Origin of the sequence: Streptomyces sp. AF1A (assembly GCF_047340315.1) — a bacterium.
In the GTDB taxonomy this organism is placed as follows: domain Bacteria; phylum Actinomycetota; class Actinomycetes; order Streptomycetales; family Streptomycetaceae; genus Streptomyces.
This window is the reverse complement of sequence record NZ_JBLEBI010000011.1, coordinates 25,518-39,452: the sequence shown is the minus strand read 5'-3', so window position 1 is coordinate 39,452 and position 13,935 is coordinate 25,518. Positions and strand designations below refer to the sequence as shown.

The following is a 13,935-nucleotide window of genomic DNA, read 5'->3' as shown; positions in this document are numbered from 1 at the left end:
GAATGCTCGACGACTGTTCCACAGCGATGCGTCACCAGTCAAACCGGTGACGCGTGAAATCGGTCCCGGCCGGGTCGGTTTGCTGTTCCACCATGTGGTCGCGGGGGGATACGGACAGGCGCTGCCCCCGTCCGGGCGCCATGACGGCGCCCCTTGGCGGCCCTGGTCCTGGGCGCATCGCCCATACTTCAGTGCATGCGGTTCGCTGCGCGGCTCACGGCGTCCCGCAGCACATCCCCACGCGGAAGGCTCAAACACGGTGACGACCGTCGCATACCAGGGTGAACCCGGGTCCAACTCCTCCACCGTCGCGCGAACGCTGTATCCCGCGTGCCGGGAGCTGCCGTTCACAAGTTTCGAGCAGGCTCTTGAGGCAGTCACCCTGGACGCCGCCGACGTCGCGGTGATCCCGGTGGACAACTCCGCCGCCGGACGCGTCGCGGACGTGCACCATCTGCTCCCGGAGTCGGGGCTGTTCATCGTCGCCGAGTACTTCCTGGCCATCCGCTTCGACCTGATGGCGGTACCCGGCACCTCGCTCGACCAGGTGGAGTTCGTGCGCAGCCACGTGCACGCGCTGGGGCAGTGCCGCAAGGTGCTGCGCGAGGGCGGCTGGCGCACCCTGGTCAGCGACGACACGGCAGGGGCGGCCCGCGAGGTGGCGGAGCTGGGCGATCCCCGGCACGCGGCCCTCGCGCCACCTGCCGCCGCGGAGCTGTTCGGCCTGGAGGTGTTGCGCCCGGAGGTCGAGGACGACCCCGACAACACCACGCGGTTCGTCGTGCTCTCCCGGGACGCCGCACCGGCGCCGGCCACGGCCGAGCCCACGATGACGAGCCTGTTCTTCAACGTCCGCAACATCCCCAGCGCGCTGTACAAGGCGCTCGGCGGATTCGCCAGCAGCGCCGTCAACCTCACCAAGATCGAGAGCTACCAGATGGGCGCCGGGCTGAACGCCAGCCGGTTCTACGCCGAGATCGAGGGCCATCCCGACGAGCCACGGGTCGAACTCGCCCTGCAGGAGCTGCGCTTCTTCTCGACCGAAGTGCGCATCCTCGGCGTGTACCCCGCGCACGCCCACAGGTTGAGCGGGCCGCAGGGCTGATCTGCCGGCGGGTGAGGTGACCCGCGCCCCGTCCGAGGTGTCGCGGAATACCTCGTGATCATTCCTGGTTGCCGATGCATACCCACGTCGCCCCGGGCCTGCTGCGCTGCACGGTGCCGCGCACCTCGGACGTGGACGCACCTACGGGAGAACCTGTGAAGCGATCGGAATCCGCCGATGCCCCTGCCCGTCTGCGCCGGATCCGCCTGCCCGGAACGGTCCGGAGCTGCCCTGCCAAGGCTCCACGGCCACCTCGGCAGACCGAACCGGACGACGCGCGGATGCCTGGGTCCCGGTAGGCGCGCGAGCGCGGCCAAAGGAACGGACTGCACGGCATCTGCGGCCTCGTCGAGCACGAGGCGAGCCGTACCGCGACCGCTCTCGGCGCACGGGCGCGCACCCGCGACGCGCCCGATGCCGTGGTCGACGGCCACCGAGACGGAGTTGAGCCGGCCGGTCAGGTCGTCGTCCCTCCCGTGCTCGGCCATCGCGCCGCGCTACGTGAGGACCGCGGGCAGCCACGGAGCCCCCGCGTGACCCACGCGGTGCTCGTGGTCACGCCCCGGCGGGGACGTGATGGTCCCGCACGCCCAGCAGGGCGAGGCAGCTCGGCCAGAGCGTACTGAGCCGGGCGGGATCGTTGTGCAGCTTGGCGAAGAGCACCTGGCCCTCGAGCTGCGCGACCATGGACCGGGCGACAGCGCGGGTGTCGGGCACGCTCACCTCGCCACGCCGCCGGGCCTCGGCGACGACCGCCTCGACCAGCTCCACCTGCGCCTCGAAGATCCCCTGCAGGCGCTGCCGTATGGCCTCGGCCTGAGTGCTCATCTCCAGGGAGAGGTTGCCGTACATGCACCCCTGAACCGATCCGCAGCCTTCCTGACCGGCCCGCTGGCGCACCTCGATGGCCCCGAACAGCTGCCGCAGCCGCCGCAGGGGCTCGGCGCCGCCGTTCAGGGCCTGCTCCCACTCGCGCCGCTCGGCGCTCCAGTGCTCCTCGATGACAGCGAGCACCAGCGCTTCCTTGGAGTCGAAGAAGTAGTAGAAACTGCCTTTGGGAACGCCCGCCGTCCTGCAGATCTCGGCGACGCCCAGAGCCGAGTAGCCCCGCTGCTCGATCAGTGACCGAGCAGCGGTGAGGATCTTGTTCTTGGCATCGCTCGTCCGTCCCATGGGCGGAGTATACGACCGTTCGGCTACGTTGCGGGGAGCCCTTCCGCACGCTGGTGGGTGGCTCCCGGCCCGCTGGGAGCCTGACGCTCGCAGCAGGAAGGGGACGCGTCGTGGACTTCCCCAGGCCGGCGTGCGCAGCCTGGTCTCATGGCACGTAGGCGAAACATCGACTCGACGGCTCCCGGCGCCGGCCGGGCACCGGTCGCAGGGCCCCCGCGACGCACGTCCCTTACCGTGAGAGGCAGTCAGCGGTCACCGTGGATCCACGTCCTCCAGGCCGCCGCCGCACTGGCGACCGGTATGGGCGTCGGCCGCTTCGTCTACACCCCCATCCTCCCGCTGATGCACGCACAGGCCGGCCTGTCGGCCGGAGCCGGAGCGAACCTGGCGACCGCGAACTACGTCGGCTATCTGATCGGGGCCCTGGCCGGCACCTTCCTTCCCCGACTGGTCCGTTCCCCGGCGGTCCTGCGCGGCAGTCTGCTGGCACTGGCCGCCACGCTGGCCGGCATGCCGCTCACCCACAGCATCACCGTCTGGCTCCTCCTCCGCCTCGGCGCGGGAGCGCTCAGCGCGATGATCTTCGTGATCGCCGCGAGTTCGCTCCTCAGCCACCTGCGTGAGCATCCGGCCCACCTGCCCGGCTGGGCCTTCGGCGGGGTCGGGGCGGGGATCGCGCTGTCCGGGGTGCTCGTCCTCGCACTGCGCACGGTCGGCAACTGGCAGGCCACCTGGTGGGCCTCGGCGGCGCTGGCCGCGGTACTCACCCTCTGCGCCTGGGGTCTGCGTCCGGAGCCGGCACCGCAGCCGGTGGCCCGGACGGTCCCCTCGGCGCCGGCACCCGAGGGCCACACCTCCGGGCCGCGCACCCACCGCTGGTTCAGTGCCCTGTTCGCGTCCTACACCCTGGAGGGAATCGGCTACATCATCGCCGGCACCTTCCTCGTCGCGGCGATCAACCAGACGTCGCCCGGCTGGATCGGCAGCGGCGCGTGGGTGCTGGTGGGTCTGGCGGCCATCCCGTCCTCCGCCCTGTGGGCCGGTCTGGGGCGCCGCTGGTCCCGGCCCGACCTGCTGCTCGCCGCACTCTGCGTGCAGGCCGTCGGCATCGCCCTGCCGGCGCTGGTCGGGGGCGTGTCTGCCGCGCTGATCTCCGCGCTGCTGTTCGGCGCCACGTTCATCGGCGTGAGCACCCTGGCCCTGGGAGCGGGCACGCACCTGCGGTTCCCGCGCGCCGTCGCCCTGCTGACCGCGGGCTACTCGGTCGGCCAGATCCTGGGCCCCCTGGTGGCGACCCCCCTCCTTCACCACGGCTACCACCAGGCTCTGCTGCTGGCCGCCGGCATCGTCCTGGCCTCGGCGCTGGCCGCCTTCGCGCTCCGCGCAGGCTTCCCGCACACCATGCCGGCGATGCACGCGGGCCCGCGCCCCGGATCCGCTCCTGGCGGTGAGCGGCCCGCCGCCCCGACGGAGGCGGCTGCCGAAGCCTGAGTGTGAACCTCGGAGGGTGCTGCACACGTTTCCTCTCCGACGGGGCTTCCCGCCGCCGTGGTCGGTGGAGCGGCGGGACCGGGGCGGGTTTTCGCGCCCGCTCGGCAGGGCCCCGCGGGCCCCGCTCCGGCGAGCACGCCGGAGCGGGGCAGGGGAGAAGGGACCCGGCACCGTGAGCGGCATTGTGCCGGGTCCCGCCCGACGTTGAGCGACCGGAACCCGGTCCTTGCGGCGCCACCTCTCCCCGACGGCAGACTCCCGCCGCACCACCCCGCCGGCGGGGCCGGGGCGGCCCCCCTGTCTGGTGCGCTTTCAGGGTGGCCGCCTCATTCGACAACTACGGGGAACACACTTTTCCATGCAAGTATTTTCACGGTCGGTCCGGTACTCCCGAGAGCCGGCCTCGGTGCCGCTGGGCATGTGGGGGGCCGCGGCTTCCGCACTCGCGATCCTGGTCGTCCTCGGGGCCATGGCGTTGGGCTCCCCGAAGGGCGATACACACAGTGATCGCGCCCTCGCGGTCATCGCGAAGGGCGCCGTGTGCACGTCGCTGTCCGACCGGCGCTACGAGGTGTCGTGCGGGACGACCGCCTTCGGTGACGTCCGTTTCCACTGCGGGGAAGGTCACTCGGGCAAGTGTCCGTTGACCACCGCAGTGACCTTGCGCAATGTCGGCCGGACCCCGGTGATGGTGACCCTGGTGAGCGGGCGGCGCGAGGGTGACCGCCGGCTGTCGCCGGCTCCCGAGCTCCTGCCCGGCCACAGCGTGAGACTGCGCCCGGGCCATGACGAGAAGTACCTCTTCGACATCCTCGTGCGCTCGATGAAGTCAGGGGTGGGCGCGGTGAAGGTGCTGGCTGTCGACTGAGTCCCGCATGGGGCGAGCCGACCGCGGTCTCGGTTCTGTGCAGGGGAGAGCGGGTTACCCCTGCGAGCCGGGCATGGCCGGCATGAACACCGACCTGCACTGTCTCCCGCCTATCTCCCGCGGTCCCGGTAGGTCTCCAGGAGTCGCAGCCAGACCTCGCTGATGGTGGGGAAGGCGGGCACCGCGTGCCAGAGGCGCTCCACCGGCACCTCGCTCGCGACCGCGATCGTGGCGGAGTGGAGCAGCTCCCCGACTCCCGGCCCGGCGAAGGTGACGCCGGCGACGGTGCCGCGGTCGGCGTCGATGAGCATGCGCGCCCGGCCGCGGTATCCGGGGGCGTACTGCTGTGCTCCCGCGAGACGGGCGAGGTCGTAGTCCACCACCTCCACCCGGCGCCCGGTCCGCCCCGCCTCGTGCGTGGTGAGACCGACGGAGGCGATCTCGGGCGTGGTGTACACGACTTGAGGCACGGCCGCGTGGTCGGCGGTCGCGGCGTGCGCGCCCCACCGGGCGTCATCGAGCGGCGCCTTCTTGGCGCGGGCGCCGATGGCCGCGCCCGCGATGCGGGCCTGGTACTTGCCCTGGTGGGTCATCAGAGCCCGTCGGTTGACGTCGCCGACCGCGTACAGCCAGCCTCCGGGCACGGCGGTCACCCGGCAGGTGTCGTCCACGGTGAGCCAGTCGCCGGGTGTCAGGCCGACGGTCTCCAGACCGACGTCCCCGGTGCGCGGTGCGCGTCCGGTGGCGAACAGGATCTCGTCCGCGGCCACCACCTCCCCGTCGGCCAGTGTGATCCGGACCGCGCCGCCCGTACTGCTCTCGCGCTCCACGGAGGCGACCTCGGCCCCCAGCCGGATGTCGGCCCCGGCCGCGAGGAGTTCCTCGGCGACCAGTTCCCCGGCGAACGGTTCCATCTTCGTCAGCAGTCCCGTGCCGCGGACCAGCAGGGTGACCCGGGAGCCGAGCGCCTGCCAGGCGGTGGCCAGTTCGACGGCGACCACACCGCCGCCCACCACGGCCAGCCTGCCGGGTACGCGCGCGGCGGCGGTGGCCTCACGGTTGGTCCACGGGCGTACGGCGTCGATCCCGGGGATGCCGGGCAGGGCCGTACCCGTGCCGGTGCACAGCGCCACGGCGTGCCGCGCGGTGAGCCGGACACTGCCACCGTCGGCGGTCCGTACCGACACCTGCCGGGGGCCGGTGAGCCGGCCGTGGCCGCGTATGAGGTCGACGGAGACCGAGCCGAGCCAGTCGACCTGGTCGTCGTCCTTCCAGTGGGCCGCCATCCTGTCGCGGTGCGCGAGCACCGCCTCCACGTCGAGCGGCCCCTGCACCGCGCGGGCCAGCCCCGGAACGCGGCCGGCGTCGGCGCGTGCCACGACCGGCCGCAGCAGCGCCTTGCTGGGTTCGCAGGCCCAGAACGAGCATTCGCCGCCGAGCAGTTCGCGTTCGACGATCACGGTACTGAGTCCGGCGGCGCGGGTCCGGTCGGCGACGTTCTCGCCGACCGGACCCGCGCCGATGACGACCACGTCGTAGGTGCGGGAGTCCTCTTCCACCACTGTTCCTGTCACTTGTGCGGCGCTCCGGCCCGCTCGGCGCGGGCCACCGGGAGCCCTTGGGCCCTCAGCCGCGTCCGTGGGCACGGCCGTTGTCTTCGGCCTCCAACCCGTGGTCTTCGGCCTTCCAGCCCGTCGTCATCGGCCGTCCCCGGCCGTAGTCACCGGCCGGGAAGCCGGGTCGTGACCTCCTGCAGCACCCAGCCGTTGCCGTCCGGGTCGCTGAATGCCGCGAACGAGCCGTAGCTGGCGCGCTGCGGGTCGGGGCCGCCGACCCGCCCCTCCTCCGTGCCGCGGTGGAACACCCCGCCCGCGTCGTGGAAGATCTCGCCCATCTCGATGCCGCGGCCGACCAGTTCGGCGTGGGCCGCCACGATGTCCGACACGATGAGGTGCAGGCCCTGCACCGAACCCGGTGCGGCCGTGGTGACCCCGGTGCCGAAGAGGATCGAGCACTGCGAGCCGGGGGGTGTCAGGTGGACCACGCGGTAGCTCTCGTCCGCGACATAGTCCACGTCCAGCCGGAATCCCGCCTTCTCGTAGAAGGCCTTGGCCCGGTCGACGTCGGAGACGGGAAGCACGACGACTTCGAGTTTCAGATCCATGTGCGGGCTCTCTCTTTCAGGACGGAGGCTTGCGGTCCCGGCGTCACCGGTTCAACCGGTGAGATGATGGCAGCTCGACTCGTCACCGGTCAAGCAGGTGATGCGTGATGAGTGTGAGTGCCGGATGCCATACTTGAACGTGCAACAATGCCTGTAGGGTGCAGCCATGCGCATTCTCATGTTCGGTAATCCCATGCCGGGACACGTGTTGCCGATGCTTCCGCTGGCGCGGGCACTGCGGCAGCAGGGGCAGGTCGTGGCCTTCGCCACGTCCGTTCACATGGCGGGGTTGATCGAGCCCGACGGTTTCCCCCTCATCGCTGCCGGTCCGACGACGGAAGCCGTGATCGCCGAGGTGACCCGGCGTTCCGGCGGCGGCACGCCGGCCCATCGGCCGACGGAGTTCGTCGGACAGTTCTTCGCCGGTGCGCGCGTCGACCTCGGCCTGGACGAGGCTCTGGCCGGGGCACGCGCGTGGGAGCCCGACCTGATCGTGTCGGAGCACTGCGACTTCGTGGGGCCGCTCGTCGCCTCCGTGCTGAAGGTGCCGTCGGTGGTGATGGCGATCGATCCGGCACTGGAACCGGATGTCCTCCACGCCCTGGCCGAGACCGTGCGCCCCCGTTATCTCGCGCGCGGCCTGCAGGCGCCGGCCCACGCACCGTCCGGCGACGTGCTGTTGGACCTCTGCCCGCCCAGCTTGCAGCGCGACGGTGCGCTGCCCGACCTGGCGCGCAAGGCGCTGCGGCCGGAACCCCACCGGGCCCCTGACGGCACCCCGCCTGCGCCGCGGGCCGCAGGGAGCGGCCGGCCCCGGGTGCTGGTCGGCTTCAGCACCGCCCCGGGCGCGGCACCTCGCCTGGGCCCGGTGCTGGAGTCCCTCGGCACCCTCGACGTCGACCTGGTCGCGACGTCGGGAGGCGTTCCCGCCGACCCTCTCGCGCTGGACCAGGAACGAGTCGAGCTGGTCACCTTCGTGCCGGCCGCGGAACTGCTCGACGGCGTGTCCGTCGTCGTGCATCACGGCGGTTCCGGTACGACGTTCGGCACGGCGGCCCGTGGTGTGCCCGCGGTCGTGGTGCCGGGCACGGCCGGCCAGCAGCGCCAGGCCAACCGTCTCCAGGCCTCGGGAGCCGGGCTGGCGCTGCCGATCGGCGAGCAGGAACCGGAGGCGGTCACCGCCGCCGTCCGACGACTGCTGGAGGAGCCCGCCTTCACCACCGCGGCGCACCGTCTGCGCGACGAGATCGCCGCGATGCCGTCGGCCACGGAAGTGGCGGCCCGGCTCGTCGCCTCGGCCGGCGCATAGCCGGCGTCGGCGGGGACCGAGGGTCCGACAGTATCCGCGTCCGGCGGGCCGTGGTCCGCCGGGCGCGAACCCTCAGGCGCGCGAGCCGCCGGAGCCCGGTTGGAGGAGTCCTCGCTCCGCCGCCAGCATCCCGATCTGGAAGCGCGTCTTCGCGCCGAGGGCGGTGCCCGCGTCACTGACATGTTTCTGCACCGTACGACGGCTCAGCCCCAGCACCCGCGCGATGGCGTCGTCCTTCATGCCGGTCGCCATCAGCCGGAGGACCTCCCGTGTCCGTTCATCGAACCGAGCCGCCGGAGGGCGGCTCAGGGGGAGGGGACGGTCGTGCCGCGACTCCAGCGAAGCCGGCACCGCCCGCTCCCACAGCGTCTCGAACAGTGCGGCCAGCACGGCGACCAGGGCGGGGGAGTGGACCACCAGTGAGCCTGCCGCCGGCAGGTCCGCGCGCACGGGCAGCAGCGCCGCCGCACGGTCGAAGACCACCAGTTTCGTCGGCAGCCGCGCCGCCAGCCGCAGCTCTCCGCCATGTGCCGTTCCGCTAAGGGCCGTTCGCAGCGACACCCCATCGGTGAAACCCTCCGTCTCATACACCGAGCGAAGACGCACACCGGAGGCGACGGCCGGTTCGCGCGAGGGTGTCTCGTCGGCCGTCACGTACGGCGGCTTCGCCAGGTGCAGGACCTCCACCGCGCTGTGCCGCAGCAGTTGGGTGTAGCGAGCCGCCACCTCGTGCCCGTCCTCCAGCACTTCCACCAGGTGTGCCGACCGCGGACCCGACACCGCCTCGTACGCCGTGTACAGCCGCTCGGCCAGCGTTTCGGCGCGGGCCAGTTCGGTCCGCCGGCGTGCGAGCAGGGCGCCGAGCGACGAGCGCGGCGGGCTCGCGGCCCAGCGGGTGCGCGGGCCGCCGGTACGTATCACCAGCGTGGCCTGCTCCAGCCGCCGCAGCGCCTGTTCGGCCTCCGACGCGGACACCCCGGCCGCTTCCGCCACCGCGTGCGCTTCGGCCGACAGCAGACCGGTCAGGTGCTCGAGGACCCGCCCTTCGACTCCGTTCAGTCCCAGACCCGCCCAGGGATTGTCCGACGTGACGTCCATGCGGCCTGACACTCCTGTGCGCCGGGACTCGGGGTGCGCCCGAGCCGAACTCCTTGCTTTGCCGGGCTCGATGGTATGTCCGCCGGGCACCGGAGGGCGGTGCGGCCCCAGCGAGGTGCCGCACCGCCCGGTCCGCCCGTCCGCGGCGGCCCACGGCCTCATGGATGCGTTGTCGTGGCGCGATGCGGGACGTCAGGCTGCTTCGAGGGTGCTCCCGGACGGGAGGCGCGGGCGGCGTTCGCCCTCGGACTTGTGATCGGGAAGCTCCGTGGGGCGCCGATGCCGGCCCCGCCCGGGGCGGCGGCTGTCCGGCAGGTGTGCCGGGGCCGCTTGCCCTCGATGCCTGCCCCGGAAGCCGGGCTCCGCGGACGTGCGGGAGGCGTCTGCGCGGGGCGAGGCGCCTTCCGTCCGGCGGTGCGGTGCCGGGCGGGGCGCCGGTCCGCCCGGTCGCACGGTGACTCAGGCGGCCATGTCGAGGACGACGCGGAAGCGGGCCTCGCCGGACAGCATGCGCTCGTAGGCCGCCAGGGCCTGGGTGAACGGCATGACCTCGACGCTCGGCCGGATGTCGTGGGCCAGGCTGAACGCGAGGTTGTCCTCGTTCTCGACGGACGATCCGGTCAGGCTGCCGACGATGGAGTGCGTGCCGAAGATCAGGTCGGGCGTGGAGACGGTCAGCGGGTCCGGTGCCGCACCCACCACGACCAGCTTCCCGTTCGGCGCCAGGCCGCGGACCAGCGGGTCCATGGAGGCGCCGCTGGACGCCGTGGCGACGATGACGGAGGCGCCGCCCAGGGCGCTGAGCGCGGCGCCCGGGTCCGTGCTGCTGCTGTCGATGTACTCGTGTGCGCCCAACTGCCGCGCGTACGCCTCCTTCTGCGTCCCCCGCGCCACGGCGGCCACCCGGTAGCCGAGGCGGCGCGCGTACTGCAGGGCCAGGTGCCCCAGGCCGCCGATGCCCTGGACGGCGACGAGGGCGCCGGCCCTGGTCGGCCCCTGCTGAAGGGCGACGAAGGTGGTCAGGCCCGCGCACAGCAGGGGGGCCGCGTCGATCGCGGAAAGGCCGTCGGGGATGCGCACCAGCCCGCTGGCCCGGGCGTACGCCACCTCCGCGTACCCCCCGTCGATGGTGGTCCCCGTCTGTTCCTGATTGCGGCAGTTCACGAAGTCACCGCGGCGGCACGGCTCGCACTCCCCGCACTGGCCGTTGAGGAAGCCGACGCCGACTCGGTCGCCGGGCTGCCAGGCGGTGACGCCGGCCCCGACGGCATCGATCACACCGACGATCTCGTGTCCCGGAACGAGGGGCCGCGACGGGTCGCCGCGCAGACCCTCCACGGCCAGGACGTCGGTGTGGCAGACGCCGCAGGCAGCCACCCGCAGCCGCACCTGGCCCGGGGCGGGGTCGGACAGCTCGCGTTCGACCAGCTGGAGGTTGTGGACGCCCGTCGCCTCGAAGGCGCGGTATGTGGGCATGAGTGCTCCTGGGTGTGGTGGCGCCCTTGCGGCAGGGCAGGGCTGGGTGGCGCCGGTCGAGAAAATGACCGGTCGACTTAGAAGAGTAACCGACCCTCGGGGATGTCCGACCGGGCTGGGCGGGATGTCCGCTCCGGAGCCGCGCCGCGTACAATATGGCCGGTCATCTTGAGGGGAAACGGCTCGATACCCGGCGTCCCGGCCCGGGCGCGCACGGAAGGTGGGGACGATGGGGCGACCGTCCAAGCGGGAGGAGATCGCCGAGGCGGCCTTCCGCCAGTTCCACGCCCACGGCTTCAACGCCACCGGCATCAGTGACATCACCCGGGCCGCGGGGGTCCCCAAGGGCTCGTTCTACAACCACTTCTCCAGCAAGGAGGAGAGCGCCCTGGAAGCGTTGGGCCGGTACGCCGCCACCCTTCGCTTCGACCTGTTGGACGAACCGGGCGCCTCCCCGCTGGAACGGCTCCGGGCGCACTTCGAGTTCCTGAGCAGGGACACGGTGGAGAACGGCTTCGTCCGTGGCTGCCTGGTGGGGAATTTCGGCGCGGAGATCGCCGACCACAACGACGAGATCCGGGCCGCTCTCCACTGCGCGTTCGACCGATGGGCCGCCCTGATCCAGCAGGTGCTCACCGAGGCGCAGGAAGCGGGCGAACTGAACGGTGATCTGGACGCCGAAGCCACCGCGCTGTTCCTGCTCAGCGCATGGGAAGGGGCGCTGATCACTGCCCGGGCCGGCAAGTCGGCGGCACCTGTGGACGCCTTCTTCCGGACGGTCTTCGACGTGCTTTTCGGCTGAATCCTGCCCCTTCGGCTTCAAGCCGTTGTGCCGCCGACGGCGACGTCCTGGCGCCGCATCGACGCCGGGGTGCGGCAGGCATCGCCGGCCGCCCGTCGCGGCGGCCCGCGCCGCGACGGGGTAGTGAGATCCCCCGGCCCGTCACGCCCCGTCCGGCACCCGGACCAGGTGCAGGGCTGTGCTCGCCCAGTCCCCGGTCGGCAGGCCCAGGTGCAGCCCGTACTCCGTGAGCACCGTGGCGTGGTGGACCGTGCCGGTCCCGGTGTCGCGGTAGCGGGCGCCCGTCGGCAGGTCGCGCAGGCGGACGGGCGGCTGGGGGGTGCCGTGGCGCGGGCTGCGGCGGTAGGCGAGAAGCAGCAGCTCGTCCGCGTCCTCGGAGAGATACTGCACGGCCTGGGTCCGGTCGCCGAGCGGCTCGCCCAGCCGGTACTGGCGGCCCTGCTGGACGAGGTGGCGCACCTTCTTGTACGCCGCCACCAGGTCGGCGCCCTCGGCGAGTTCCTCAGGGGACCAGCGGGTCAGGTCCCCTCCGACACCGAGGAGTCCGGCCATGGCGACATGGAAGCGGAAGCGCAGCGGAACCGACTGGCCGGTGAGCTGGTTGGGCACGTCGGTGACCCAGGCGGACATGACCCGCGCCGGGTAGATCTGGCCGAAGCCGTGCTGGATCATCAGGCGGTCGACCGCGTCGGTGTTGTCGGACACCCACGCCTGGTCGGTGCGCGCGAGGACGCCCAGGTCCACGCGTCCGCCACCGCCGGCGCAGGTCTCGATGCGCAGCCGGGGATGGTCGGCGCGGAGCCGGTCGAGGACGTCGTAGAGGTTGGTCACGTACCGCGTCCACAGCAGGTCGTCGCCGTGGTCCTGCCCGGGCCAGCCGGCCTCGCCGAAGGCCCGGTTCATGTCCCACTTGAGGAAGTCGATGCCGTGGTCGGCGACGAGCCGGGTCAGCCAGTCATGGGCCCAGTCGGCGACGTCCGGGCGGGCGAAGTTGAGCACGAGCTGGTGGCGCATCTCGGTGCGGTCGCGGCCGGGCACGTGCAGCACCCAGTCCGGATGCTCGCGGTAGAGGTCGCTGTCGGGACTGACCATCTCGGGCTCCACCCAGACGCCGAAGCGCATGCCGAGTCGGTGCACCGCGCGTGACAGCGGTCCCAGCCCGTCGGGGAAGCGGTCGGGCGCCGGGGTCCAGTCGCCCAGCCCCGCCCGGTCGCTGCGGCGGGCGCCGAACCAGCCGTCGTCCACGACGTACAGCTCGACGCCCAGTCGTGCCGCGCGCTCGGCCAGGGCCTTCTGCCCGGACTCGTCGACGTCGAAGCCGGTGGCCTCCCAGGAGTTGTACAGCACCGGGGCCGGTTCCGCCGCGTGGGGCAGGACATGGTCGCGGATGTACGCGTGCCAGACCCGGCTCGCCGTGCCGAAGCCGCCGTCGCTGAACAGACCGGCGAGGACGGGGGTGGTGAAGCGCTCTCCCGCGGCGAGCGGCACGCACGTGCCGTCATGGCCGACACCGCCCGTCCAGCCGGCGCGGCCGTCGGGGCTGCGCTGGACGGTCAGGCGCCAACTCCCGCTCCAGGCAAGGGCGGTGCTCCACACGCGGCCGTGCTCCTCGCCGGCCGTGCCGTCGTCGAGCATGACCCAGGGGTTGGCGTGGTGGCTGGTGACGCCCCGGCGGCTGGTCAGCACGGTCTCCCCGAACGGCAGCAGGTCGCGGCGCAGTTGACTCTCCGCCGACCACTGTCCCGTGACATGGCTGAGCCGGTAGCCGGCCAGGAGCGGCAGCGTCCACGCGGCGGAGTCGCAGCGCGGCAGCTCCAGTGGCCCGGGGCCGGCGTTGTGCAGCACCGTCCAGCGCTCGATCACGTCGGTGTCCTCGCGGACCCGGTAGTGCAGCGCCACGTGCAGCGGGTGGAGCCGGTCGCGGAACTCCAGCACCAGCTCCGCGCGGCCGGGCACCTCCGTCAGGACGCGGTGGCCGGTGGGCTGCCAGGCGAAGCCGCGGGCTCCGTCGGCGTGGCGCACCTGCAGCGACGGCGGTCCGTACCGGGTGCCGTCGTCCACCGGCAGTTCCTCGCCCACGCCCGGACGCCCCTCGAAGCTGCTGTGCGGCTCCCCGTCCGGCACGACGAGCGCGTCCGCCTCCGCCGCGGTCAGCCGCGGCCCCCAGGCGATGTGGCGGGGCGCTCCGCTGTCGTCGATCCGCAGCGCGTACGAGGAGTGCGGGGTGGCCAGCAGCCAGACGCCGGTGTCCGGAGAACGGGAGATGAGCGGCATGGGGCCTCGCGATCAGGGGAGCGGCGGTCGTATCCAAAGCCAAGACCGACCTTGGATCATGTGTCAATCCCCCGTCTGGAACGGGTATTTGAAGGCTTTCGGGCTGGGCAGGACGACTTGCAAAAGTCTCTGCTTCTTTCATTGACAGCGGAAATGATGGGTCATAGGTTCCCGG

Annotated in this window: 11 protein-coding genes; 5 read left to right on the top strand and 6 right to left on the bottom strand. The window is 72.4% G+C overall.

Going from position 1 to position 13,935, the window contains the following annotated elements; genetic code table 11:
- Positions 1-259 precede the first annotated feature (259 nt).
- On the top strand, positions 260-1,105 hold the full coding sequence (locus ACLU3S_RS05880) for a prephenate dehydratase (RefSeq protein ID WP_413950656.1): 846 nt from the start codon (positions 260-262) through the stop codon (positions 1,103-1,105).
- Positions 1,106-1,660: 555 nt separating this feature from the next.
- On the opposite strand, the gene ACLU3S_RS05875 is transcribed toward ACLU3S_RS05880, so the two are convergent.
- Positions 1,661-2,278: a TetR/AcrR family transcriptional regulator gene (locus ACLU3S_RS05875; RefSeq protein ID WP_413950655.1), complete on the bottom strand. Its 618-nt coding sequence runs from the start codon at positions 2,276-2,278 to the stop codon at positions 1,661-1,663.
- Positions 2,279-2,578: 300 nt separating this feature from the next.
- On the opposite strand from ACLU3S_RS05875, the gene ACLU3S_RS05870 reads away from it, so the two are divergent.
- Both ACLU3S_RS05870 and ACLU3S_RS05865 read left to right on the top strand, forming a co-directional pair.
- Positions 2,579-3,769: a YbfB/YjiJ family MFS transporter gene (locus ACLU3S_RS05870; RefSeq protein WP_413950712.1), complete on the top strand. Its 1,191-nt coding sequence runs from the start codon at positions 2,579-2,581 to the stop codon at positions 3,767-3,769.
- Between the two features lie 358 nt (positions 3,770-4,127).
- Positions 4,128-4,637, top strand: a complete 510-nt coding sequence (locus tag ACLU3S_RS05865) for a hypothetical protein (RefSeq protein ID WP_413950654.1) — start codon at positions 4,128-4,130, stop codon at positions 4,635-4,637.
- 110 nt (positions 4,638-4,747) lie between these two features.
- On the opposite strand, the gene ACLU3S_RS05860 is transcribed toward ACLU3S_RS05865, so the two are convergent.
- Together ACLU3S_RS05860 and ACLU3S_RS05855 are read right to left on the bottom strand one after the other, a co-directional pair.
- Positions 4,748-6,196: a dihydrolipoyl dehydrogenase family protein gene (locus tag ACLU3S_RS05860; RefSeq protein ID WP_413950653.1), complete on the bottom strand. Its 1,449-nt coding sequence runs from the start codon at positions 6,194-6,196 to the stop codon at positions 4,748-4,750.
- A gap of 161 nt (positions 6,197-6,357) precedes the next feature.
- Positions 6,358-6,801 (bottom strand): VOC family protein, encoded by a 444-nt coding sequence (locus ACLU3S_RS05855; protein WP_413950652.1) that lies wholly within the window; start codon positions 6,799-6,801, stop codon positions 6,358-6,360.
- Between the two features lie 166 nt (positions 6,802-6,967).
- Between ACLU3S_RS05855 and ACLU3S_RS05850 the strand changes: the two genes are divergently transcribed.
- The gene (locus tag ACLU3S_RS05850; protein ID WP_413950651.1) at positions 6,968-8,110 is read left to right on the top strand and encodes a glycosyltransferase; all 1,143 of its coding nucleotides are present in this window, start codon (positions 6,968-6,970) and stop codon (positions 8,108-8,110) included.
- Between the two features lie 72 nt (positions 8,111-8,182).
- Here ACLU3S_RS05850 and ACLU3S_RS05845 read toward each other — a convergent pair whose 3' ends face one another.
- Positions 8,183-9,208: a helix-turn-helix transcriptional regulator gene (locus ACLU3S_RS05845; protein WP_413950650.1), complete on the bottom strand. Its 1,026-nt coding sequence runs from the start codon at positions 9,206-9,208 to the stop codon at positions 8,183-8,185.
- Between the two features lie 459 nt (positions 9,209-9,667).
- Positions 9,668-10,684 carry an alcohol dehydrogenase catalytic domain-containing protein gene (locus ACLU3S_RS05840; protein ID WP_413950649.1) on the bottom strand — a complete coding sequence of 339 codons (1,017 nt, stop codon included), beginning with the start codon at positions 10,682-10,684 and terminating at the stop codon, positions 9,668-9,670.
- Positions 10,685-10,913: 229 nt separating this feature from the next.
- Here ACLU3S_RS05840 and ACLU3S_RS05835 point away from each other — a divergent pair, with 229 nt between their 5' ends.
- Positions 10,914-11,486 carry a TetR family transcriptional regulator C-terminal domain-containing protein gene (locus ACLU3S_RS05835; protein WP_413950648.1) on the top strand — a complete coding sequence of 191 codons (573 nt, stop codon included), beginning with the start codon at positions 10,914-10,916 and terminating at the stop codon, positions 11,484-11,486.
- A 141-nt stretch (positions 11,487-11,627) separates the two neighbouring features.
- Here ACLU3S_RS05835 and ACLU3S_RS05830 read toward each other — a convergent pair whose 3' ends face one another.
- Positions 11,628-13,760, bottom strand: coding sequence for an alpha-galactosidase (locus ACLU3S_RS05830; protein WP_413950647.1), 2,133 nt, complete (start codon positions 13,758-13,760; stop codon positions 11,628-11,630).
- Between the last annotated feature and the right edge of the window lie 175 nt (positions 13,761-13,935).